We start from the raw sequence: 24,337 nt of genomic DNA, 5'->3' as shown, positions 1-24,337 counted from the left end.
GGTTTAGTAGCTTCCACCTTCAGCAGGCTTGTCCCCCATTACAATCTGTATCCCTGCACTCGCGCCAATCCGCGTTGCTCCGGCTTCAATCATACGCAACGCGGTTTCTTGGTCCCGAACGCCACCAGACGCCTTCACGCCAATATGCGGCGATACATGCGCGCGCATTAAGCGTATATCTTCAACCGTAGCACCGCCCTTGCCAAAACCTGTCGAGGTCTTCACAAAATGCGCTCCAGCCTGCTCGGAGCATCTGCAAGCAGAAATTTTCTCATCATCGGTTAGGATGCCTGTCTCAAAAATCACTTTGACAATCGCTTTGCCTTGCACCATACGAACAACGTGGGCAATATCCTCTTGCACAGCATCAAGCTTACCAGCTTTGAGCAGACCAATCTGCAAGACCATATCAATCTCGGTTGCGCCGTCTTCCACCGCTTTCGCTGCTTCAAAAGCCTTCACGATACTCGAGTTCGCGCCAAGCGGGAATCCGACAACCGCTGCGATATGAACGTTCGATCCTTCGAGCAATTCACGGCATTTCGCAACCCATCGGCCATTGACACAAACGCTATAAAATTGATATTTCTTCGCTTCTTCACACAGCTGGATGATCTCTGTCTCATTGGCATCAGATTTTAATAGCGTATGATCGATATATTGCGCTAATTGTTCCGCATTTGTCATGAGAAATCCACCTCGGCCTGTAAGTACTCTAACGCTTTTCGCAAAATGCTATCGTTATTATCGTATCCTTGCTGTTTCTGTTGTAACCATGCCTCTTGCGGGGCGAACCAGGATACGCCGTTGATCTCTTCGACTTGCGCTTGAAGATCCCCCTCTAACGCCTCCACAACATAGTAATGCACGATTTTCTCCGTCTCCCCATGAACAGCGTGTGTATACGTATAGGAAATTTGATCGATAGGCGCCACAATACGCCCGATCATGCCTGTCTCTTCTTGGATTTCTCGTAGAGCCGTCTCTTCCACCGTCTCACCTGGCTCCATCTTACCCTTAGCCAGCGAAATCTTGCCGAACCGATCTCGAATTAATTGAATTTCTAATCCTTCGGGGCTTTTGCGGTAGACGACACCGCCTGCGCTAATCTCTTGCATGGCATAACTTCCTCTCTCGTTTCTTTATCTAAGATAAACTTTGGCCTCCCCCTAAATCCCCCTCCAGTGGAGGGGGACCCCAAGGGCTACGCCCTCTGGACTCCCAAAAGGGGCGAAGGAGGTACTGTTATATGTATCTACATCCTTTTAACGAATGAGCGCTTTCGTCCTTAACCTATTTGACCCTGCGGGCAAACAGGTTAAGGGCACGCTGTACTGTGCACGGACCTTGCTACTGAGCTTACTTTTTACTTTGATATTCTTCTTTGTTATTTTTGGAGTGATGAGGACCGAGAAGCCGCTATTTGGGCCAAAACATGTGATTCACGCGATAATACGGACACTTGAGACGCTATTCACGAGATAAACGGGCCAATATAGTTATTTCCTAGGCAATAAGCGCACTTGAGTCCATATAATGATCATAACTTACCTGTTACGAACAAATAACGGATTCTGTGTCCATCATCGATCTTTATTCTCTGCTCTACTAGTTATTTTACCCTGAATTAAGTACACACGCCATAAAGCGTGTTTAGCCGAGGTTCCCGGAGGGAATCTCGGCTAAACGAAAGCGATCCTTGCACATATTGACTCACAACCACAACCCTAAATCCCACGCTCAATTTCGGGACTCAGAGTGCTAGCCTTCTAGGGTCCCCCTGTGAGCTTTCCGAAGGAAAGCTGGCATCGTAAGCATAAGGGGGAGGGGGATTTAGGGGGTGGTAAAAAAGCATTTCTATGGAATAGGGGGATACAAGGAGGGATTACCCTACTTGTTGCTCCTCGATGACACGCAAGAGCGTACCCATGCACTCATTCACTCCCGCTTCCGTGACCTTCACGCGGCACAGCTTGCCGATCAAGGACTCGTCACCCTCAAAGATTACTTGCAGGTAGTTATCGGAGTAACCCATGACTTTACCTGTTCCTGGAGCACCTTTATAGTCACGCTCAGGGATAATATCAAGAACTTGGCCGACGAATTGCTCGGCATACGCTAATTGCATTTTCTCAGATAAGTCGATCAGTTCATGCACCCGTGCATGCTTCACTTCGTCATCCACTTGATCTTCCATTCGCGCAGCAGGTGTACCTGTACGCTTGGAGTAAGGGAAGACGTGCATCTCGGAGAATTTAATCTTCTCCATGAACTCGTACCCTTTACGGAACTGCTCGTCCGTCTCGCCAGGGAAACCAACAATCACGTCCGTCGTAATCGCAACATCCGGCATGACTTCTTGAATGCGCTCGATTTTCGTCGCGAACTCTTCAACCGTATATTTACGGCGCATGCGTTTCAGCACATCGTTTTCGCCTGCTTGAAGCGGAATATGCAAGTGACGACACATTTTCGAAGATTTCTTAAGCACTTCCAGCACTTCGTCCGTGATCTGGCTTGCTTCGATCGAACTGATACGGATCCGTTCCAGTCCTTCGACTTTATCCAGATCCCAAAGCAGATTTGCCAGACGGTAGTTCTCTAAGTCATCCCCATATCCGCCCGTATGAATCCCCGTGAGTACGATTTCTTTATAACCTGCAGCGACCAATTGCTTCGCTTGTTCAACGACGCTCTCCGGCGCACGGCTGCGAGACAATCCGCGGGACCATGGAATGATACAGAAGGTACAGAAGTTGTTGCAGCCCTCTTGAATTTTGAGGAACGCACGTGTACGCTCCGCGAAATCCGGCACATCCAATTCTTCGAACTCGCGTGTCTTCATAATATTGCGAACCGCATTTATCGGCTGACGCTCTTGTTGAAGCTGCTCGATATACGGCATGATTTTATCACGATCTTGCGTCCCGATCACGAGATCCACACCCGGAATATCCAGGATTTCTGCAGGTGAAGTCTGCGCATAGCAGCCTGTTACCGCAATGATGGCATCCGGATTCCGGCGTACCGCACGGCGAATAATTTGACGACTCTTCTTATCGCCCGTATTCGTTACGGTACATGTATTAATGAGGTATACGTCAGCAGTCTGTGTCTCGAAATCGACTTGTTCATAGCCTTCATTCTTGAACAACTGCCAGATTGCTTCCGTATCATAGAAGTTAACTTTACAGCCCAGGGTGTAAAATGCTACAGATGGCATTCTCTACACGCCTCCCATCTCTCCAGATTCATACAAAAGGCACGTGAGACCGACCATCGCGGCCGTCTCCGTGCGTAATATTCGTCTTCCAAGCCCAACAGACTTCGCACCGGCCGATTCCGCAGCCTCCATCTCTTGAACGGTAAAACCGCCTTCGGGACCGACCATCACCAGCACCTGTGCAGCACGGTTCCGGTCCATACCAGCAATGAACGGCTGTACGACATCACGTAGTTGAAGTCCTTCTTCCTTCTCATAGCAGAACAACACCAAATCGTACGAAGCTATCCGTGCAAGCATCTGCTTCCATGTGCTCGTCGATTCGACTTCAGGCACACGATTGCGATGCGCTTGCTCTGCAGCTTCCTTCGCAATTTTGCCCCAGCGTTCAATCCGTTTCGCTTCTTTCTTCGCATCGTATTGAACGATCGTACGCTCTGAAATGTAAGGAATGAACCGCACCGCGCCAATCTCTGTACACTTCTGAATGACCGTCTCCATCTTGTCGCCCTTTGGTAGACTTTGAGCAACCGTCACTTGCAGCCACGGCTCTTGGGTTAGTGCGATTCGCTCCACGATCACCGCTGTTACGCCGCTCGCTTCAATATCTGTAATTTCCACCAAGGCTTCTTGACTGGCACCGTCACTTACAATAAACTTCTCGCCAACGCGAGCACGCATAACTTTACTAATATGATGGGCATCATCGCCTGTAATCATAACCGAATGTTCGCCAAATTGCTCCGGCACTATAAAATATCTCTGCATATCTCATCGTTCCTAATTTCATATTTCGAAATGAACCAAAACATATCATACCTCTTTTACCCCGTAAAATCTACATCTGATCGAATTTACCAAGGATTAACCGAGTCCGATGACTTTGGCCCAAAATTTAATAAAACTTAAATACATCGGGCTGATCAGATCAAACAACGGCTTAATCGTAACCGCACGAACCGGCGGAAGAAATACGATGAGCATGAAAATAAATATCGACCACTTCTCAAACTGCTGAAGTTTGATCCGAATGCCTCTCGGCGCAAGGTCCTCGATAATCCGGTACCCGTCTAGCGGCGGAAGAGGAATCAAATTGAAGAGGAACAACAGAATATTATAATTGATCAAATATTTGAAGAAAATATCAATTGCTTCCCCAACACGTTCATTCGCAAAATCCCCCATCACATGGTACTTCAGCAAGACGATATACACAAGCGCACCGATAAAGGCGACTAAAAGATTGCTCAGCGGACCTACAGCCGAGACAACAATCCCCATCGCACGCGGGTTACGGAAATTCTCGCGGTTCACCGGCACAGGACGAGCCCAACCAAATCCAGCAATCAAGAACAATAACGTTCCGAATACATCCAGATGCCTACTCGGATTCAGTGTGACGCGGCCAAGAAGCTTCGCTGTCGGATCACCGAATACATTTGCAAAATAAGCATGCGCAAATTCATGCACTGTAAAAGAAATTAATAATACGAGCAAGACAAAGGGTAAATGTTCAACAGGAAAAACAATCAGTTTATCCAAAAAATCCATCCGTCACCTACAACTTTCTCGCTACGAAGGCTACCCAGTCATCCTCGCGATAGCGATCTACGATTGTGAATTTGGCCGCAAGCAGCGCTTGCTCCACCACTTCTTCTTTATTCTTATAAATGCCAGAAGTAATATAAGTGCCGCCTTCCGCTAAGGCATTGTATACATCATCAATGAACAGCAAGATTACTTCTGCAAGAATATTCGCAACCACAATCTGTACCGGAAGCGTCACGCCAAGTGGTGTGGACTCATTCTCTTCCTGGTTCCGATTAATCACTTGAAGCAAGTCACTAAGGTGAACGGTTATCTCATTCTCCAACTGATTCAATTGCGTATTCTCTTCAGCAATCGTGACCGCTACAGGATCAAGATCCAGTGCAAGGACATGCTTCGCACCTAACTTCACCGCACCGATGGCGAGGATCCCAGATCCCGTTCCAACATCGATAATTTCTTCTCCGCCCTGAATGACGGACTCTAGCGCACGTAGACACAATGATGTCGTTGGATGTGTACCCGTACCGAAAGCCATTCCCGGGTCAATTTCGATAATATGTTCGCCCGGTCCTGCTTCATAAGGCTCCCAGGTCGGCTTAATCGTTAACTTCTCCGATACGCGAATCGGTTTGAAGTATTGCTTCCAGGCATTTGCCCACTCTTCTTCGTTGACGACTCGTGTGTCCATGGTGTAAGACCCTGGATCAATGTCAAAGGTACGTAGCTCCTCAATACGCGGAGTAATCTCTGCTACCAGATCGCCTGGATTCGATACATCTGCGAAATATCCTTTGATCACCGCTTCTCCCTCAGGAATGTCATTGAACGGCTTATCGTATAGCTGCCCGTAGGTCGTATCTCTTTCTCTATTCAAGGAACCCGTTTCTTCGATGGAGACCCCGTCTGCTCCCATCTCATGCAAAAAGTTCGAAATCATTTCTACCGCTTCTTCTGTTGTATGTATCGTTAATTCATGCCATAACATTAATCGTACGTCCTCCCAAAAAAATCATTTACGATCTATTGTACTATAAGGAGACTTTTTTCACAAAAAAGAAATGACGTACAAGCTTCATCCGCCTGTACGCCCTATTCCACCTTTCAATCTCCTATTTGGATCCCGCAAGCTTCATAGCATCAATCAGAGACATCTTCTTATCCGTCTCTTCATGAATGAGATAACTATCTTGGACATGGTCGATGAATAACACACCGTTCAAATGGTCGATCTCATGCTGGATACAACGAGCAAGGAATCCCGAGGCTTCGAGCTCTACTGTCTCGCCTTCACGGTTCATGGTGGTGATCTTCACTTCATTGTAGCGTTTCACAATCCCAATATATCTTGGCAGTGACAAGCAGCCTTCATAACCTACTTGCTCGCCCGACTTCTCGATGATTTCCGGATTAATGAGTTCATAAAATGTATCATCAATATTCATAACAATGACTCTACGCAGCATTCCAATTTGCGGCGCTGCTAGTCCTGCTCCATACTCGGAATCCAACAATGTCGCCTTCATATCATCCAATAGACGAATGATTTTGGCATTGATTTCAGTTATCGGCTTAGCTACTTTACGTAGTACCGGATCCCCAAATGGAACGATGTCTTTCACTTGCATTACATGTTTCCTCCCCAATGAACATTTGTATCCCCTCAATATACTATATGCAAAATGCAAATGACAAGAACAAGCATAAACGACCTCGTCGTCCTTGTAAGGACGGGAAGCGTTTTAGCGAGAAATATAAGAACAGTTTATTCGTGAAACATATAAATACTTATATTTTGAAAAAGCATCCCATCTACAATGTAGATGGAGATGCTCTCACGATATTCAAGCTATTGTAACGATCCGCCTGCGGCTTCAATGACCATCTTGGCTTGATGATAGACGGAATCCGGTACGACTGCCGAGAGTTGAAATTGACGCGAAGCTTCGTTCATCGCATTATATCCTGCTGCATACAAACCTGTCATCATGGAAGTGGAATACGACATCATCGACATCGTGCTCAGATTCCCCAAGTTGAACCAAGCTGGATCTCCGTTATAACCTAGAAATCCCCCATCCCCTGCCGTATTCTCGTTAATAGCCGTATTCTCAATTCGAAGAGCGCGCAGTTTGTTCTGCGCCGCCTCTGCGTCCGCGGATCTGGTGAAATTTGCCTTAATCTCTATCGTCTGCATATCTACATCACCTTCACGAATTCTCTTGACGCGCATCTGCGGCTTCGGCGCGTGCTAGAGCATCCAGATCTGCCTGATCTGCTTCATCCATAGCGAATTCGACATCCTCATTCTTCGCAATGGGTAAGTTGTTCGCTTTCTTTTGGTTTTCTCGATGGTTGTCCATTTCGAGTCACTCCTTCTATAGGTTTCTGCAGCTATAGGATCGGCGTAATCGATAGAACCTATTCGTGCGAAGACGACAAAGAGCCTGAATAGCACGGTGATCCGTTACTATTCAGGCTCTATATTTCAGCTAGCTTGATTTTAGAGCATCAATCTCCACGAAATGCTTTCTTCATGCGATCGAAGAAGGACTGCTGCTGTTCATGCGTATTCTCACCATTTAAGCCTGCGAATTGACGCAGCAATTCACGCTGCTCGTCGGTCAACTTCGTCGGTGTCACAACAACGACTTTCACATGCTGATCACCTTGACCGATACCACGTAGACGTGGAACCCCTTTGCCTTTCAAGCGGAAGTAAGTACCTGTCTGCGTACCCGCAGGAATCTTCAGCTTCACTTTCTCCGTTAACGTTGGGATCTCAATTTCATCACCAAGCGCTGCCTGAGCAAAAGTCAGCGGAATTTCGCAATAAATATCGTCGTTCTCACGCTCAAAGAACTCATGCGATTTCACACGAATGACAATGTACAGATCGCCTGCTGGACCGCCGCGTAGGCCGCCTTCACCTTCGCCAGACATCCGCAATTGCGCGCCGTCATCGACACCCGCAGGAATTTTAACATGAATCTTACGCTGCTTCTTCACTTTACCTTGCCCGTTACATGTCGAGCAGCGCTCACGAATAATTTGTCCTTTACCGCCGCAAGTCTGACAAGCGCGGCGATTCACCATACGACCAAATGGCGTATTCTGAACCACTTCTTGTTGACCCGTACCATGACACGTCGAACATGTATCTGGCTTCGTACCCGGCTTCGCACCCGATCCGTGGCAAGTATCACAATTTTCCGTACGAGGAATCGTAATATCGGTTTCTTTACCGAATACCGCTTCCTTGAATTCAATCGTCATGGAATATTGAAGATCGTTACCGCGCTGAGGCGCATTCGGATCTCTTCTTCCACCGCCGCCGCCGAAGAACATATCGAAGATATCTCCGAACCCGCCGCTGAAATCCGCACCGCCGCCGCCAAATCCTTGATTTGGATCGACATGACCATATTGATCATATGTGGCACGTTTCTGATCGTCGCTTAACACTTCGTAAGCTTCTTTCACTTCTTTGAACTTGTCTTCGGCATCCGCAGCCTTGTTCACGTCTGGATGATATTGCCTTGCTAGCTTTCGATAAGCTTTCTTGACATCGTCATCAGACGCCCCCTTATCTACACCGAGAACCTCATAATAATCCCGCTTATTCGCCACTATTCCACCCCCATGCTGGTATACATTGTACTGTGTTCGACAACAAAAGGAAAGTCAAAGGGAGGGAAATCCCCTCTCTTTGACTTGTTGTTTCACAATGTGAAACGTTCATCGCTCACGAACGATTACTTTTTCTCGTTGTCGTCAACAACTTCGTAATCTGCATCCACGACGTTGTCTCTGCCTGGAGCTGCACCTTCTTGCGCCGCACCTTCAGCACCTTGCCCCGCTTGCGCTGCTTGCTCATACAACTTCACAGAAAGCTGTTGCACGATTTCAGTCAAAGCTTCTGTTGTGGATTTAATTTCTTCCAAATTATCTGTTGCAAGCGCAGCTGTTACTTTTTCTTTCGCAGCATTGGCTTTATCGATCTCCGCTTGATCTACTTTGTCGCCAAGATCTTTGATCGTCTTGTCAACTTGGTATACCAATTGGTCCGCGTTGTTCTTCGCTTCAACCAATTCCTTACGGTTACGGTCTTCTTCAGCATGCAATTCTGCATCCTTCATCATACGTTCTACTTCTTCATCGCTCAAGCCGCTGGAGGAAGTAATCGTAATTTTTTGTGTTTTGTTCGTGCCTTTATCGGTAGCCGATACGTTAACGATCCCGTTCGCATCGATATCAAATGTAACTTCGATTTGCGGTACGCCGCGTGGTGCCAAAGGAATTTCACCTAAGGTAAAGCGACCCAACGTTTTGTTGCCTGCTGCCATCGAACGCTCACCTTGCAAGACGTGAATTTCAACGCTTGGTTGGTTATCTGCGTATGTGGAGTACACTTGGGATTTGCTTGTAGGAATCGTTGTGTTACGCTCGATCATTTTCGTGAACACGCCGCCTGCTGTTTCGATACCAAGGGACAATGGTGTTACGTCTAGCAATACAACGTCTTTCACATCGCCAGTCAATACACCCGCTTGAACCGCAGCACCAAGTGCAACCACTTCATCTGGGTTAACGCCTTTGTGAGGATCTTTACCAATTAATCTCTTAACCGCTTCTTGAACCGCTGGAATACGCGTCGATCCACCAACCAATACAACACGGTTGATTTCGTTAGCAGACAATCCTGCATCACTCAACGCTTGACGTGTAGGGCCTAAAGTACGCTCTACAAGATTTGCAGAGATCTCTTCGAATTTCGCACGAGTCAAGTTAAGCTCTAAATGCTGAGGTACGCCATCAACAACCGTGATGAACGGCAAGGAGATTGTTGTCGTAAGAACGCCAGACAATTCTTTCTTCGCTTTTTCCGCAGCATCTTTCAGACGTTGTACAGCAGCTTTATCTTTGCTTAGGTCAATGCTATGCTCTTTCTTGAATTCAGCTACAAGATAGTCGATGATCACTTGGTCGAAGTCGTCACCACCAAGACTGTTGTCACCACTTGTTGCTTTAACTTCGAAGAAGCCATCACCAAGCTCAAGGATCGATACGTCAAATGTACCGCCACCAAGGTCAAATACAAGGATTGTATGATCTTCTGTCTTCTCCATACCATATGCAAGCGCTGCTGCTGTTGGCTCATTGACGATACGAAGCACTTCAAGACCTGCGATTTTACCCGCGTCTTTCGTTGCTTGACGTTGACTGTCATTGAAGTAAGCTGGAACCGTGATAACCGCTTGGGTTACCGTTTGACCCAGGTAAGCTTCTGCATCAGCTTTCAACTTTTGCAAGATGATAGCGGAGATTTCTTGTGGTGTGTAATCTTTGCCATCGATGGTTTCTTTGTGGTTCGTACCCATGTGACGTTTGATGGAGCTGATTGTACGATCTGGATTCGTGATCGCTTGACGTTTCGCTGTCTCACCAACGATACGCTCGCCGTCTTTCTTGAAGCCGACAACGGATGGTGTTGTACGGTTACCTTCTGGATTCGGGATGACGACAGCTTCGCCACCTTCCATTACTGCTACACAAGAGTTTGTTGTTCCTAAGTCAATACCAATTACTTTACTCATCGTAAGTATTCCTCCTCAAATTCGTTCCTGACGGATTCATTTATTCAAAAACCGCTGTGATGCGGATATTACATGCTCACTTTAACCATCGCAGGGCGAAGAACTTTGTCTTTCAACATGTAGCCCTTCTGAACTTCCTCCACGACAATACCTTCCTCATACTCATCAGACTCCACTTGCATTATCGCTTGATGGTATTCTGGATTAAATGGTTGACCCACGGCATTCATCTGTTGCAGACCTTCTTGGTCCAGCACTTGGGATAATTGACGGAAGATCATTTGCACACCCTTAGAAAAGGATTCGAAATCTTGATTTTCACCACTTACTTGAATGGCGCGTTCGAAGTTGTCCAGTACCGGGACAAGCTGCTCAACAACTTTCAAGGATGCGTATTTCGCGAGTTCTTCTCTTTCCTTCACCGTCCGGCGACGGAAATTATCGAAATCTGCTTGTGCTCTTAAGTATCTATTATTGTTCTCTTCCGCAAGTTCGGTAAGTCGCTGAATTTCTAATTCTACCTCTGATTGTGGTGCAGCCTGAGCTGTCTCTTGATCTGCCTCTGTATGTGATGACATCGTTTCTTCATGATGATCTGTCATGTTCTGTTCATCCCTCACTTCAGTCGTATTCTCTCTCTCTTCCACGATTCGTTCACCTCCTTAACATAGACTAGCGCATTTTGATTACGGTATGGATTCTTAGAATCGCAGCCGCAACCTCGCCCGCCGCATGAATAGCATGTATTTTGACATTCGCAGGATCAATAATGCCTTGCTGGATATAATCAATAAATGCCCCGGAATCGCAATCCATCCCCATCGCGTCTGTTCCGTATTCCTGCTGTGCGGATCTTGCTTGCTCGATCTTCTCTAATGGATTAAATCCTGCATTCTGAATGATCTGTGACATCGGTTTATGCAGTGCCGCAGCTACGGCGACAACGCCGAAGGATTCCATCCCTCTCAAGGATTCCCGGAATCGTCCCAGTTCATAAGAGATGGCAAGCTCTGTCGTTCCTCCACCCGGAAGAATCCCGCCTCGGACTGCAGTCTGTACGGCTGAAGCCGCATCTGCAGCGATCCTCGCACGTTCCCCGACGACTTCAGCCGTACTCGCACCAATAATAATGGAGACTGCCGATTCACAAGCCACGCGGACACGTTCGAGCCGCTCATCATATTGGACAAGCTCGGAGTAGCCAAGGACCTGCTTCAACTGCTCCTCCTGTTTATGTAATGCGGCACGTTTGATCGGAATGGACCCTGTAGACTTGCAAATCCGACGAATTTCTTCCCGGCTTACGCGCTGCACCACCATCATATTATGGTCCGCACAGAATTGTTCGGCATCCGGATGGATCCCTCGCTCCAATACGATCAGAGCGACATCCAATCTGGACAAGCATTCGAGCTGCTGCATGAATCGAGCACGATGCTCCATGTATTGCCCGAATCCAGCTTCTGTCGTGAGCAGCTCTTCATCGAGCTGTTCAGGCTCCAGTGCATCTTGCAGGACCAAAATCCGCGCATGCCTGCGTTCAACGGAACCATGCCGATAAATCGGCTGCTGCCTTAACAGTAGTCCATGCCATACTTCGCTGGTTGCCTTCTCATGCGCAAATACGGATTCCGACAAGCTATAATCTTGATCGAGCAATCGTTCCATCCCTACACGGGCAGCAGCTTCCATCACGAAGTCTACGATGTCTTGGTGCTCGCGCCCTGCGATGAACGCTGTCTGACGAAGCAATGGATCGTCGATCCCTGTAATCCGAATTGCACGTTGCTCTAGCTCCTGCTTCACCCAGGCGATCCCTTGCTGCATCCCCGTAACAACCTTCGAAGCTGGTACGCCCCGAAGCACTTGAGCAACACCTTCTTGCACAAGCGCTCCCGCGAGCACCGTAGCCGTTGTGGTACCATCACCGACAACCCGCTGCTGTGAGCGGGCCACTTGGATGAGCAGCTTCGCCGCAGGATGCGTCACATCCATCTTCTCCAGGATTGTGACGCCGTCATTCGTAATAATGACTTCTCCTTGCGGACTAACCAGCATCGCATCCAGTCCTTTCGGACCGAGCGTCCCTTCTACTGATGAGCATATCGCACGAATCGCATTCGCATTATTGATAAGCGTCGCATGACGCTCATCGCCCTCTAGCAGATTTGAATTGCCTTGCGTCATGCTTCACAGATCCTCTCTAGTCGTACCCACGCGAGTTACGTCTTATTTATACCAACGCTCAAGCACAGGGGTTAAATTCTTGCTTAAGAAATCCAATAATCCAATGACTTTTCCGTATTCCATTCGCGTAGGACCAAGAATTCCAATCGTCCCTACGGCTTGCCCTTCAATCGAATAGGTTGCTGTAATGAGACTGCAATTATTAATCGCCTGATGATTATTCTCGGTGCCAATTCGCACCTGAATCCCGTTCTGCGCTGAAGAAATCATCTTCAGAAGCGTCGGTGTCTCATCGAGCAAATCCAGAATCGTCTTCACTTTATCGACATCCTTGAATTCCGGCTGCGTCAACATATTCGTTGCGCCGCTCAAGAAGACACGATTCTCAGATTCCCCTTCAAGCACATTCTCGACAATGCCCATGAGCTCTTCATAATGATTGACATGACGCTTCATCTCGTCGCCAACCTCGCTGAACAGCTGCGATTTTAATTTATATAGAGGCACACCCGCTAATTTGTGGTTCAGCAGATGAACCATTTGTTCCAATTCGGTTGGCGATACACCTTCCGGTAAGGTCACCGTTTTATTCTCCACATGCCCTGTGTTCGTCACAATGATCGCGACCGCAGTCGTCTCCGTAAGCGGCAGCAATTGAAAATGCCGAAGCGATGTGTTGAACATTTCTGGCCCTAAAACAATCGATGTATAATTCGTCATATTCGCCAGAATCGTGGCGGCATGCTGGATGACTTGCTCCGTAGCCGTTAACTTTTCCGCGAAAAAATGCTTCATCTGCATCAAATCATACGGCTGCAATGTACCAAACTGTATAAGATGATCAACATAATAGCGATAACCCTTATGAGATGGAATCCGCCCCGCCGACGTATGCGGTTGTTCCAGAAATCCAAGCTCTTCCAAGTCAGACATTTCGTTGCGAATCGTCGCAGGACTATATGTGACTTCCCCGCGTTTCGAAATACTGCGGGATCCAACGGGCTCGGCAGAACGAATATAATCATCTACAATCGCACTCAATATCATTCGTTGACGCTCCGTTAACATGCTAACCCCTCCCGTTATCGATGATTCCGATCTCGTTAGCACTCCTCTCGAACGAGTGCTAAACGTTAATACAAAAATACCAAACTGACAAGATGATTGTCAAGTCAGTTCAGCATCTTTATCACACGAGTTGACGCCCATTTTACCATCCGATTAAGGATTCACACAACAAAACCACCTGAAGAGGTGGTTTGAATGTCGATACATTTTTCATGGATATTTAATTCAACATTTTGAGTACGGCGATCTCATCACAGCAATGAAGCTTCTTGCAATGGATGCAATCTTTCCAGACCTTCTCCGGGAAGATTTCTTTCTGTACCACTTCAAATCCGTTCTTCTGAAAGAAATTCACTTCATATGTGAGTGCCATGACCTTCGGAATGTCTAGCTGTCTTGCTTCCTCTATAAGATAATCGACCATTTTCGAGCCGATGCCTTGACCTTTGTGACCATCCGATATCCCTAAGGACCGAATCTCAACCAAATCTTGACCGAGTCTGCAGAGCGATCCGCAACCCACAATATCTCCTTCAAGCTCTGCAACGATGAACCATTCCAGCTGATCCACCAGTATCTCACGCGTGCGCGGCAGCATGATTCCTTTCTCTGCATAACCTTTGATCAATTCGTACAATGTTTCTATATCTTCTGTAGTCGCTTTTCTGCATACCGCAGGCATCGCGTTCTCCCCCTTACGACATCCTGGATGTATTTATTATCCTGTCAAATTCTGATAAGAATAAATATACATCAGGAGGTATAAATACGCAAGAAGGAAAATTCCATATTTTATATTAGAAAACACGAACCTTATGATTTAGCTTTCGATAAACTCTGCAAACACATCATTTCCGAATAGTACGCCGCGGTCACTTAGCTTATAACCATCCGTTGTCGCTTCGATCAATCCAGCTTGAAGCAGCTTGTTCAACTGAGGCGCATACACGTCATCCAGATCAACACCAAACTGCTCAGTGAAGTGTGTACGTGTAACACCCTGCATCATACGTAGTCCCACCATCATGAAATCTTCCATCGCTTCATTCGCATTGACAGCAAATTGGTCAAGTCTCGGAAGACCTTTGTGCGATGCATCATTATAGGCTTGGACGCCTTTAATATTCACATGACGCTGGCGGTTGACATACCCGTGCGCACCTGCACCTATGCCGTAATAACTCTCATTCAGCCAATACTTCATGTTATGCCGACTTGCCTTACCCGGTTTCGCGAAATTGCTAATCTCATACTGCTCATAGCCCGCTTCTTTCATTCGCTTCATTAAGAGAAGATACATCTCAAGCTCGATATCCTCATCTGGAAGAGGCAGCTGATTCTTCTGGTACATCGTATGGAACAGCGTGTTCTCTTCCACTTTCAAGCTATAGATCGAATAATGAGGAAGGTCCAATGCGAGCGCCTTCGTGATGCTGTCATCCAGCATTTCTAGCGTCTGATTCGGCAGTCCGAACATCAAATCGATCGACATATTATCAAAACCCGCCGCACGTGCATTCTCAATACTACGATAGACATCATCTGTATTATGAATACGGCCAATCTCCGATAAAAGCTGGTTGTTGAACGATTGCACGCCGAAGCTGATCCGATTGACCCCGCCAGCATGCATGACGCGCAGCTTCTCCAGATCGGTCGTCCCTGGGTTTGCTTCCATGGAGAATTCGAGATTCGGATGCATGCTTGGAAAAGCCTGATGAACCGACGCTAGAAAATACGCCATCTGCTCAGGTGTTAATACCGTCGGGGTTCCACCCCCCACGAAGATCGTCTCGATCACACCGGGCGGCTGCATCTCGGTCGTAAGTGCCATCTCCGCTTCCATAGCCTCTAAGTATTCCATAACCGGCTGGCCTTTGAGCACATAAGAATTGAAATCACAATAGAAGCATTTATTGGTACAAAAAGGAATGTGGATATATAAAGCTTTAGGTGCAGCGAGCTGCACCTTTGCTGAGGGAATCGTTGTCATGTGGATTCACCTTCCTTTCATTTCATTGCTTTCATTTGAACTTGCAAAAAGGGAAGCACGAGGCTCCCCTTCATCCTTACGATCTATTCGTCGATTCGAAGAACGGCCATGAACGCTTCCTGCGGCACTTCAACGCTACCGACCTGCTTCATCCGTTTCTTACCTTCTTTTTGTTTGTCGAGCAATTTCCGTTTACGTGAGATATCGCCCCCATAACATTTGGCAAGGACGTTCTTACGCATCGCTTTAACCGTCTCACGGGCAACAATCTTGGTTCCTACAGAAGCTTGAATTGGTACCTCGAACATTTGTCTTGGAATCAACTCGCGCAATTTCTCACAAATGATACGTCCGCGATTATAAGCACGGTCTCTGTGAACGATGAAGGACAAAGCATCCACTTGTTCACTATTCAACATAATATCCATCTTCACCAGGTTCGATTTACGGTAGCCAGAAACTTCATAGTCGAAGGAGGCATACCCTTTCGTACTTGATTTCAATTGGTCAAAGAAATCGTAGACGATCTCAGCCAGTGGCATATCATACGTAATCGTCACACGGTTCGAGTCGAGGTATTCCATATTGATGAATTCCCCGCGTTTACCCTGACATAGCTCCATGATCGCACCAACATAATCATTCGGTACGATAATTGCCGCTTTGACGTATGGCTCTTCAACGAAATCAATCCGACCGACCTCAGGATAGTTGGATGGATTATCGATATTGATGACATCCCCGTTCGTTAATGTGACTCGGTAGATAACGCTCGGTGCTGTAGTGATAAGCGGAATATTGAATTCGCGCTCGATCCGCTCTTGGATGATCTCCATGTGGAGCAGCCCCAAGAATCCGCATCGGAATCCAAAGCCCAGCGCACTCGAAGTCTCTGGTTCGAATCTAAGCGATGCATCGTTCAGTTCCAGCTTCTCAAGCGCTTCGCGCAGATCTGTATAATCCGAAGATTCGATTGGGTATAGACCGCAATAGACCATCGGATTAATTCGACGGTAGCCCGGCAATGGTTCTGGTGCTGGGTTCTTCGCATCCGTAACTGTATCCCCGACACGCGTGTCTTTCACGTTCTTGATGCCTGCGACGACAAAGCCTACATCACCTACGGCAAGCTCATCCACAATTCCCATCCGCGGCATAAATGCACCGACCTCAATGACTTCGAAGGTCTTGTCCGTCGCCATGAACTTGATCTTGGAGCCCGCACGAATGGAGCCATCGAGCACCCGAACATAGACGATAACGCCTTTGTACGCATCATAATGAGAATCGAAAATCAATGCTCTTAGCGGTTGATCCGGATCACCTGTTGGTGCTGGAACCTTCTGTACCACTTGCTCCAGAATTTCTTTAATGCCGATGCCAGCCTTTGCAGAAGCATGTACCGCTTCACTCGCATCCAAGCCGATCACTTCTTCGATCTCTTCTTTTACCCGATCTGGATCTGCACTTGGCAAGTCAATCTTATTAATCACCGGCAAAATCTCGAGGTTGTTATCAAGCGCAAGATACACGTTCGCCAGTGTCTGCGCTTCAATCCCTTGGGCCGCATCAACAACAAGCAATGCACCTTCACAAGCTGCCAAGCTGCGCGACACTTCATACGTAAAGTCGACGTGTCCCGGTGTATCGATCAAGTTCAAAATATACGTCTCGCCGTCGTCTGCTTTGTAGGCAAGTCTTACGGCCTGCAGTTTAATGGTGATTCCGCGTTCACGCTCTAGATCCATTTGGTCAAGGACCTGCGCTTGCATTTCGCGTTGAGTTAACGCGCCTGTATATTCCAAGATTCGATCCGCCAGGGTTGATTTCCCGTGGTCGATATGTGCGATAATACTAAAGTTTCTAATTTTCTCTTGTCTTGCCCGAATGTCCGTCATTCCTTACCCCCACTACGAAGCCAAAATGTTTTCAATTTACTCATTATAGCAGTTGTGTGAAAACCCTTCAATGGTGGGGGGGAAATCCTCAACTGGTAATCGAGCTAAACAAGGATACGACCCATTCAATTCCTTTATGGGACACGGATTCAAGAACACCGCCCGTCGTGCTGGCTAATCGATCTACTGCCGGTTCCTTCCGGTTATTCATCGCTGACGCGTCCTGCTGAGGTGTATGCACTCCATCTAGAACGCCATCTTTGACGATGGTCTGCTGGACGGGACGTTCCTTCTTATCCGTAACCCGTTCCTGAGCAGCATTCTCCTCTGCCTGTTCTGTCGAATCCAGCGGCTGCTGGACCGTCCAAGCCGGTGGATTATTCTGAAGTTCGGCCGGACCTTGAATCCGTTCAATTCCCGATGAAGCAAGATTCAGACCGAGCATCACCCCGACCGCGACCATAGCAACCATAACAAAGACTCTCCGTTGAAAAATGGACATTGAGAACGCCTCCCTTTGTTCCTCTATTTAGCCTTTGCCCCCGAGCGACCGCTCGCAGGGGCATTCACTTTCTCTGCATTCCGATACGTATCCGCAATAAGCTGTGCGAGTACATCTGCCGTGCGGTAGCTCTCTTCAAGTGTGTTATCTACACCGCCAATCTCAATCAGGAAGCTGTTCGGGGAGAGGGATTGATTGTACTCTCCATTGCCGTTAGCTGAAGTTTTTCCCCATACCCCCCTGGAAATGCCGGGATAATCCTTCTCGAGCTTATCGTGAATTTTGCTGGCAAAAGCTTCGTTTTGACGCCAATTTTTGTTCCCATGACCAATAATGAAGAAGACTTGCGCATAATCTTTGCCATTGATTTTCACCGTTGTCTTCTCTCGTTTCTGTGAGTCACGATGGATATCGAAGAAATATTGCAGTTCTTGATTCTGTGCCATCGCTTCTTTCACCGTTGCACGGGAATATTTATAGGAATAATTCCAACTGTATGATTTCATCGTCGTCATATAGTCTGTCGAAGAATGCATAGCACCGACGCCGAGTTTTTCGAGTGTATTCGCCAATCGTTCACCGACGAGTGTAATATTCTTTTTCGCAGATGAAGGTTCTTTGACTGTCTCTCCTAAGACGGGATTCCAAGATTCGCGATTGTGAGAGTGATAGATGAATACGACCTTTTTCCCTGTTACGGCCTGCTTGGGATCATTTCCCGCCTTGCCGATATCTGTATCCTTCACAGGAACCTTCTCTGGGATCGCCGGAACGTCCTTCTTCGGAATGTCCACAGTAGGCGCAGGCAAATCATTCGGATGCACCTCATCCTTCGGTAACGCTGCATCATGATAATCTTCTGGTCCCGTCATGGTGTCATTCCCCACCCCAATGCGCAGCGGAACGGCATCATCTCGGCCAAGTCCTGGCATCTCATGCGATAGCATGCTCTTCGGGTCCATCGGATTCACATTCGTGAGCATCTGGAAAAGAAATGCACCGATCTTCTGCTTTGATAGAATCGGCTCCTCTGATGTGCTTTTCATATGCGGAATCTCCATTCCTATCATATCCAGAAAAAAGTGACTTGAAACCGCAGCAGCAAATCCCTTCATAGAAGTCGTCGGTGACGTATTGACCTGCTTATGCAGCATCGTCCCGAGTCCTAGCAATATAAAAAAGAGCATCGAGCAAATGGTTAGGACCGCAAAGGTTCTGCCCGTGACGAGCATCTGCATCATCCGCCGCTTTAATTTAGGAATATGTATCGTCTGGAATGTCGTGGTCTTCATCGTATCTCCTCCTGTAAATCTAGCGATAATTAAGCCTATGAGGAGAATCTAGCAAGTAGAACCAAAATCGAATCCATAGGTTTGAAAAAGTAGAGAGGGGATGTGAAAGACTAATAGAAATGAATTGATTACAAGGAAGGGGCATCTCACTCCAGCCGCTTCTTGTCCGCCATTTGCTTTTGATTGGACAAAAGGATGCAAATGGCTACCAAAGAGCGGACGTAAACTCCTACGTGAGATGCCCCTTTCCCCTTTCATATTCATTTCAAAGGCTTTCAACATATACCTCTCCCCTTTTGCAATCGGGTGGATTCGATTTTGGAGGGAGGAGGAGGGAAGGGGAGTAGGGGGCTTAGTGCGTATATGCCCCGACGTTGTCTTTATCTACGGCTTTGTGCAGCGCTGCGTTGAGCCCACTTGCGATAATGTTCGCGATATCCTCGATGAACTCATCGATTTCTTTCGGCGTTACGATCAGATCGTGGCCGAGCGGCTGTAATACTTCTTTCACGAGCATCAACCGGTCGTTCTCTGGGATATCGTCGAGCATACCCATGATTTCCTTCGTCTTGTTCGTCTCTTGTTGGAAATGCGCACGCATCATCTCAATGGCATTATTCACGATGGTGGAAGCATAACAGACAGTCGGTACGCCAATTGCAATGCACGGGATGCCAAGAATTTCTTTTGTTAATCCTCTACGTTTATTGCCGATCCCGGACCCCGGGTGGATCCCGATGTCTGCAATCTGAATCGTCGTGTTTACGCGTTCAAGCGCTTTGGAGGCTAGAGCATCGATCGCAATCACCAGATCCGGTTTGATTTTATCGATAATCCCTTGGACAATTTCACTTGATTCAATCCCTGTAATTCCGAGTACGCCCGGAGCAACCGCACTCACCGGCCGATATCCAGGGCTTATTTGATCCGGGGTTAATTCAAAATAGTGCCGCGTAATCATCGTGTTCTCGACGACGAGCGGACCAAGGGAGTCCGGCGTGACATTCCAGTTGCCCAGACCGACAATCAGCACTTTATCCATTTCCTTGATTCCTAATTTCGTCAAGAAGGCAGCGAACTCTTGGGCGAATTTCGTCGCGACACGATCCTGCAGATCGGTGTCTTTGTTGCGAAGTTCCGGTACTTCGAGCGTAATATAGTGGCCTTGAACACGCCCAAGCGCTCTAGAGCCCGCTTCGCTCTCGACATCAATTCGCGTCACTTTGATCCCGCGATCCTCATCAATTTGTTCGAGCACGCCAGGAATTTGAGATCCATGAATGGCCGTCGCCATTTCCTTTGCTTCTAACGCCAGATCCGTTCGCACAGAGTATTGCTGCAAGTCTAATTTATCGTTCATCGATATTCTCCTCATCAGGTATTTTCTCCTAGTGTGCGAGTTGCAGCCATTGATTATTCAACCCGCTGTAAGACATGTCAGGATTCTTTCCTTGATTTTTAATAACCTGCATGATAGAATGTTTTAAGTTGTGGAATCTCTTTTGGATTCTAGTTATTGTAGGTAGTGATGCCTTACAGGAGGTGAATGCAATGCCAAACATTAAATCCGCTGTTAAACGTGTAAAAACAAACGAAAAACGTCGTTTACTTAACGCTTCTCAAAAATCCGCTCTTCGTACAGCTGTTAAAGCTGCTGATGTAGCTGTAGCTGGTAACGAAGTTGAAGCTGCTAAAAGTGCAATTCAAGTTGCTTCCAAAAAGCTGGACAAAGCTGTAACTAAAGGCTTAATCCATAAAAATGCAGCAGCTCGTAAGAAATCTCGCTTAGCGAAAAAATTAAACGCTCTTTCCGCACAAGCGTAAGGAAGCGAAGAAAAAAGTCCTCGAGAATTTATTCTCAAGGACTTTTTTGTATTATATCAAGATGCTGCAAGCCGCAGAAGGAATAACTCTAAGCCAAGCACCTTATCTCTTCGGCCTGTCTTAATCTCATAATCCAATTCCGCAATGCTGGATAATATCGCAGCAAGCCGTTCAGCTTCGAACTTCCGGGCTTGCTCACTAGCTAACTTGACGGCATAAGGATGCAGCCCAACTTGGGATGCAATCTGCTGCTGCGAATAGCTTTGTCTTGTCAATTCCTTCACTTGTAACATGATGCGGAACTGTCTAGCGATCAGCGCAATAATCTTAATCGGCTCTTCTCGCTGCTTCAGCAGATCATAGAGGATCGATAACGCACGATCCACACGAAGGTTCGCAATCTCCTCGATTAAAGCGAATATGTTCTGCTCTGTGTTCCGCACAACCAGTTCCTTCACGACCTGCACTTCGATCGTTCCACCAGTACCGACGTAGAGGCTCAGCTTGCGAATCTCGGCTGCTAACGTCTGCAGGTGTGTACCAGCATGATTCACGAGCACATCAGCGACCTGAGGTGCCATTCGGCTTCCATTCTTCTCCGCTTCCTTCTCCACCCATTTCAGCAGCTCCTCCGCGCTTAAAGGCATGAATGAGATAACGGCCCCCTTGTCCTTGATCGCCTTCACAACTTTCTTCCGTTCATCCAGTTTCTCGCCTTGTATCATAAATACAATGACACTGTATTCGGCAGGACTATTCAAATAAGACATCAAATTCTCGACGCGATGCTCAATTTTACCGGACTCTTTGCCGCCAGCCATGAATATAGAAGGATCGCGGACCACAATCAATTTGCGCGGGACAAGGAAAGGCAGTGTTTGCGCTTCATCGATGACCGTATCGATCGGCACCTCACCAAGATCATATTTACTTAGCGCGAAGTCTCGATGCTCTTCTTCGATCAACTTATTAATAAGCGTCTGAACGAACTCTTCCATTCTATATTTTTCGGTCCCGTAGCAGACATAGACCGGCTGAATGTTTCCTTTATGAATATCTCTTATTGCTGTTTTGGCATCCAAGCTTGTTCCCCCTCTAGAAATAACCCCACACGAAAACTTTATAAATTCTATACTAACAAAAAAGGCCACCCCCCGCAAAGGGGATGACCACCAACTAGACACAACAACAAAGAGATTACACTGAACCTCCAGCATAATCCCTCTGTCCCACAGCATCTATATAAACATTCGCGAAGAAGTCCGGTTCTCCTTAGCGAACGGTCATACGACGCAAGGGGCGCCGCTGACTTCATGTTTGTATAGTATACGACGGCCGCAGCAATGTGTGCGTACGTTTGAAATAAAAATCATGATTTAGACTTTTTGCCTTTTTCTTGTTGTTTTTCTTTATCTTTCGCTTTCACTTTCACTTGGATCACTTGTTCCTCACCCATTTGTCCATCCGCTTTGCGCGGGGTGAACGTATAGGTTAACGTTTTGTTATCCTCTGCCCATAATGGATTCGAGAACACACCATTCGTAAGCTTCTGTTGATATACCACTTTATCCTTGGCATTGTAGATCATGAACTTATTCTTCTCAAATATAGCTCGATATGCTCCGTTCGATGTCGCCACTTCCGCTCGAGAATCTGGATTCGCTGTATCATACTCGACCACAGCTAAGAAGTTATTTCCACCCTTATCCCCAGCATCGGATTTCAAGCTGCGAGGTTCACCAGACGCAATCTCAACTGTCACGGGCTGTCCGTCCTCTAGGGCCGCATCGTTAGAAGTATCCTTATCCTTGCGCTGCGTGTCTCCCGCAGCACCATCTTCTTGCTCTTGTTTCGCTAGAGAGGTTGGAGGATTTGTTTGGTTACTTGCATCTGAACCCTCGTTACTCGATTTGTAGTTTACCGCAGTCTTCGAATCACCCGTTCCTTGGTTCGAAGAAGCGCCGCCATTTGATTCTGTGTTCCCTTGATGGGCCTTCGTTGGATCATCGGCTGAACCCGATTTAGCCCCTTCACTTGCAGGCGCTTCTTTTGAAGCCATGTCTGCAGATTCGGTATCCGGTTTCACCGTTCCACCTTGTTCCCCACCTGTCTTAACATCTTGTGAGACAGCCTTGTCTGGTGTACCCGAAGTTTGACTGGTTGAAGGAGACGAAGCATCAATCTGCATCTCAACCTTCTGATCCGCTGCTGCTGATTCTTGCGAACTCATTAATTCCATATCTGCTTGTTGAGCGGTGTCCGGTTTGTATGTGACCATGAATAGACCTACGATGATACCAGCCGCCACCACGCCGCCAATGGATCGGAAGGAGAGACGTTCCCAGAAACGCGGCTTCATCGGGACAACCTTCTGTGGCGATTTCTCAGGCATCAACGGATGTTCACGCTCTCGATCGATTTGATCGAGCTGTGGCATAATGGCATCGACAAGGCTATATTTCGGCATGACTTTCGGCATATTCTCGAGTTCAGCAGATAGGTGTCTAAGGCGTTCGAACATTTCGGAACAATCCGAACATTGCTTCAGATGCTCCATCAGGTGAGCGGATTCCAACTCGTTAAGATCGGCATCCAAATATCTATTCATTAATTCCATCACCTCTGGACAATTCATCATCGAACACCACCCTTCTGATAATCTTGAAGTAAGCTTTGTAACTGTTGTCTTGCCCTAAATAAATACGATTTCACCGTATTCAAAGGCAAGTTAAGTGAATCTGCTATTTCATTGTAGGAGAAATCTTGTAAATACCTCAGTACGACGACCGCACGATGGTGTTCTGGAAGCTTTTCGATCGCCTCTTGAATGTCCTTGGCGACATATGTAGACAGAACCTCACGTTCCACATTGTCGTCCCCCCTGAACACGAGTTCATGTTCCTCAATAGAGACCGATGGCTTTGTGCGTCGAAATTTATCAATACAAATATTCGTTACAATGCGTTGCACCCAAGTCTTGAACTGAGCTTTCTCTTCATAAGAGTTAATTTTCGTATAGATACGGATTAATGCCTCCTGAGAAGCGTCCATAGCATCCTGCTCATTATTTAGAATATAATAGGCTGTCCGGTATACATGGGTTTCAATATTGCGCAATAGAGTTATGAGTGCGTCGCGATCGCCCGACTGAGCAGCTCTAATGAGTTGTTGCTCTACCACTACTAGGATCCTCCTCTCTTGCAAC

At 47.1% G+C, this 24,337-nt stretch carries 24 protein-coding genes; 1 reads left to right on the top strand and 23 read right to left on the bottom strand.

Annotated elements, in window-relative coordinates; translation table 11 throughout:
* Positions 1–3 precede the first annotated feature (3 nt).
* The 20 genes from deoC to gpr all read right to left on the bottom strand — a co-directional run bounded on the left by deoC (position 4) and on the right by gpr (position 20,668).
* Complete coding sequence (deoC, locus tag ACFQZR_RS02425; RefSeq protein WP_379342542.1) at positions 4–687, bottom strand: deoxyribose-phosphate aldolase; 684 nt, start codon at positions 685–687, stop codon at positions 4–6.
* Positions 684–1,118 carry an NUDIX hydrolase gene (locus ACFQZR_RS02420; protein ID WP_379342540.1) on the bottom strand — a complete coding sequence of 145 codons (435 nt, stop codon included), beginning with the start codon at positions 1,116–1,118 and terminating at the stop codon, positions 684–686. The genes deoC and ACFQZR_RS02420 overlap by 4 nt, the downstream gene beginning before the upstream one ends.
* A gap of 767 nt (positions 1,119–1,885) precedes the next feature.
* Entirely contained in the window at positions 1,886–3,223 is a 1,338-nt protein-coding gene (gene mtaB, locus ACFQZR_RS02415; protein ID WP_379342538.1) for a tRNA (N(6)-L-threonylcarbamoyladenosine(37)-C(2))-methylthiotransferase MtaB, read from the bottom strand.
* A gap of 3 nt (positions 3,224–3,226) precedes the next feature.
* Positions 3,227–3,991, bottom strand: coding sequence for an RsmE family RNA methyltransferase (locus ACFQZR_RS02410; RefSeq protein WP_379342536.1), 765 nt, complete (start codon positions 3,989–3,991; stop codon positions 3,227–3,229).
* Between the two features lie 96 nt (positions 3,992–4,087).
* Positions 4,088–4,774: a site-2 protease family protein gene (locus tag ACFQZR_RS02405; protein WP_379342534.1), complete on the bottom strand. Its 687-nt coding sequence runs from the start codon at positions 4,772–4,774 to the stop codon at positions 4,088–4,090.
* 7 nt (positions 4,775–4,781) lie between these two features.
* A complete protein-coding gene (gene prmA / locus ACFQZR_RS02400; protein WP_379342532.1) occupies positions 4,782–5,759 on the bottom strand; it encodes a 50S ribosomal protein L11 methyltransferase in 978 nt (325 codons plus the stop codon).
* 124 nt (positions 5,760–5,883) lie between these two features.
* Positions 5,884–6,399, bottom strand: coding sequence for a peptide deformylase (gene def, locus ACFQZR_RS02395; protein WP_379342530.1), 516 nt, complete (start codon positions 6,397–6,399; stop codon positions 5,884–5,886).
* A 221-nt stretch (positions 6,400–6,620) separates the two neighbouring features.
* Positions 6,621–7,004: a hypothetical protein gene (locus tag ACFQZR_RS02390; protein WP_379342528.1), complete on the bottom strand. Its 384-nt coding sequence runs from the start codon at positions 7,002–7,004 to the stop codon at positions 6,621–6,623.
* On the bottom strand, positions 6,982–7,134 hold the full coding sequence (locus tag ACFQZR_RS02385; protein WP_379342526.1) for a YfhD family protein: 153 nt from the start codon (positions 7,132–7,134) through the stop codon (positions 6,982–6,984). The genes ACFQZR_RS02390 and ACFQZR_RS02385 overlap by 23 nt, the downstream gene beginning before the upstream one ends.
* 148 nt (positions 7,135–7,282) lie before the next feature.
* On the bottom strand, positions 7,283–8,401 hold the full coding sequence (gene dnaJ, locus ACFQZR_RS02380) for a molecular chaperone DnaJ (protein WP_379342524.1): 1,119 nt from the start codon (positions 8,399–8,401) through the stop codon (positions 7,283–7,285).
* A gap of 125 nt (positions 8,402–8,526) precedes the next feature.
* Complete coding sequence (gene dnaK / locus ACFQZR_RS02375; protein ID WP_379342521.1) at positions 8,527–10,368, bottom strand: molecular chaperone DnaK; 1,842 nt, start codon at positions 10,366–10,368, stop codon at positions 8,527–8,529.
* 68 nt (positions 10,369–10,436) lie between these two features.
* The gene (grpE, locus tag ACFQZR_RS02370) at positions 10,437–11,015 is read right to left on the bottom strand and encodes a nucleotide exchange factor GrpE (RefSeq protein ID WP_379342519.1); all 579 of its coding nucleotides are present in this window, start codon (positions 11,013–11,015) and stop codon (positions 10,437–10,439) included.
* A 25-nt stretch (positions 11,016–11,040) separates the two neighbouring features.
* A complete protein-coding gene (locus ACFQZR_RS02365) occupies positions 11,041–12,555 on the bottom strand; it encodes a TCP-1/cpn60 chaperonin family protein (RefSeq protein ID WP_379342517.1) in 1,515 nt (504 codons plus the stop codon).
* Between the two features lie 42 nt (positions 12,556–12,597).
* The gene (hrcA, locus tag ACFQZR_RS02360; RefSeq protein WP_379342515.1) at positions 12,598–13,623 is read right to left on the bottom strand and encodes a heat-inducible transcriptional repressor HrcA; all 1,026 of its coding nucleotides are present in this window, start codon (positions 13,621–13,623) and stop codon (positions 12,598–12,600) included.
* A 220-nt stretch (positions 13,624–13,843) separates the two neighbouring features.
* Complete coding sequence (locus ACFQZR_RS02355) at positions 13,844–14,305, bottom strand: N-acetyltransferase (RefSeq protein WP_379342513.1); 462 nt, start codon at positions 14,303–14,305, stop codon at positions 13,844–13,846.
* 138 nt (positions 14,306–14,443) lie between these two features.
* Positions 14,444–15,616, bottom strand: a complete 1,173-nt coding sequence (gene hemW, locus ACFQZR_RS02350) for a radical SAM family heme chaperone HemW (protein ID WP_379342511.1) — start codon at positions 15,614–15,616, stop codon at positions 14,444–14,446.
* Between the two features lie 83 nt (positions 15,617–15,699).
* The gene (gene lepA, locus ACFQZR_RS02345; protein WP_379342508.1) at positions 15,700–17,514 is read right to left on the bottom strand and encodes a translation elongation factor 4; all 1,815 of its coding nucleotides are present in this window, start codon (positions 17,512–17,514) and stop codon (positions 15,700–15,702) included.
* Between the two features lie 88 nt (positions 17,515–17,602).
* A complete protein-coding gene (locus tag ACFQZR_RS02340) occupies positions 17,603–18,016 on the bottom strand; it encodes a DUF3679 domain-containing protein (protein WP_379342506.1) in 414 nt (137 codons plus the stop codon).
* Positions 18,017–18,039: 23 nt separating this feature from the next.
* Entirely contained in the window at positions 18,040–19,308 is a 1,269-nt protein-coding gene (gene spoIIP, locus ACFQZR_RS02335; RefSeq protein ID WP_379342504.1) for a stage II sporulation protein P, read from the bottom strand.
* A 352-nt stretch (positions 19,309–19,660) separates the two neighbouring features.
* Complete coding sequence (gene gpr, locus ACFQZR_RS02330; protein WP_379342502.1) at positions 19,661–20,668, bottom strand: GPR endopeptidase; 1,008 nt, start codon at positions 20,666–20,668, stop codon at positions 19,661–19,663.
* A gap of 191 nt (positions 20,669–20,859) precedes the next feature.
* Between gpr and rpsT the strand changes: the two genes are divergently transcribed.
* Positions 20,860–21,132 carry a 30S ribosomal protein S20 gene (gene rpsT, locus ACFQZR_RS02325; RefSeq protein WP_018756772.1) on the top strand — a complete coding sequence of 91 codons (273 nt, stop codon included), beginning with the start codon at positions 20,860–20,862 and terminating at the stop codon, positions 21,130–21,132.
* 56 nt (positions 21,133–21,188) lie between these two features.
* Here rpsT and holA read toward each other — a convergent pair whose 3' ends face one another.
* From holA to ACFQZR_RS02310, 3 genes are all read right to left on the bottom strand, one after another.
* Positions 21,189–22,214: a DNA polymerase III subunit delta gene (holA, locus tag ACFQZR_RS02320; protein ID WP_379342500.1), complete on the bottom strand. Its 1,026-nt coding sequence runs from the start codon at positions 22,212–22,214 to the stop codon at positions 21,189–21,191.
* Between the two features lie 287 nt (positions 22,215–22,501).
* Entirely contained in the window at positions 22,502–23,749 is a 1,248-nt protein-coding gene (locus tag ACFQZR_RS02315; protein ID WP_379343765.1) for a zf-HC2 domain-containing protein, read from the bottom strand.
* A 17-nt stretch (positions 23,750–23,766) separates the two neighbouring features.
* The gene (locus tag ACFQZR_RS02310) at positions 23,767–24,312 is read right to left on the bottom strand and encodes an RNA polymerase sigma factor (protein ID WP_018756776.1); all 546 of its coding nucleotides are present in this window, start codon (positions 24,310–24,312) and stop codon (positions 23,767–23,769) included.
* Between the last annotated feature and the right edge of the window lie 25 nt (positions 24,313–24,337).

This window comes from Paenibacillus sp. GCM10027629, from assembly GCF_042676425.1.
GTDB lineage: Bacteria > Bacillota > Bacilli > Paenibacillales > Paenibacillaceae > Paenibacillus_K > Paenibacillus_K terrigena.
Note: the sequence above shows the minus strand (reverse complement) of the source record. Positions and strands in the feature narration are given on the sequence as shown.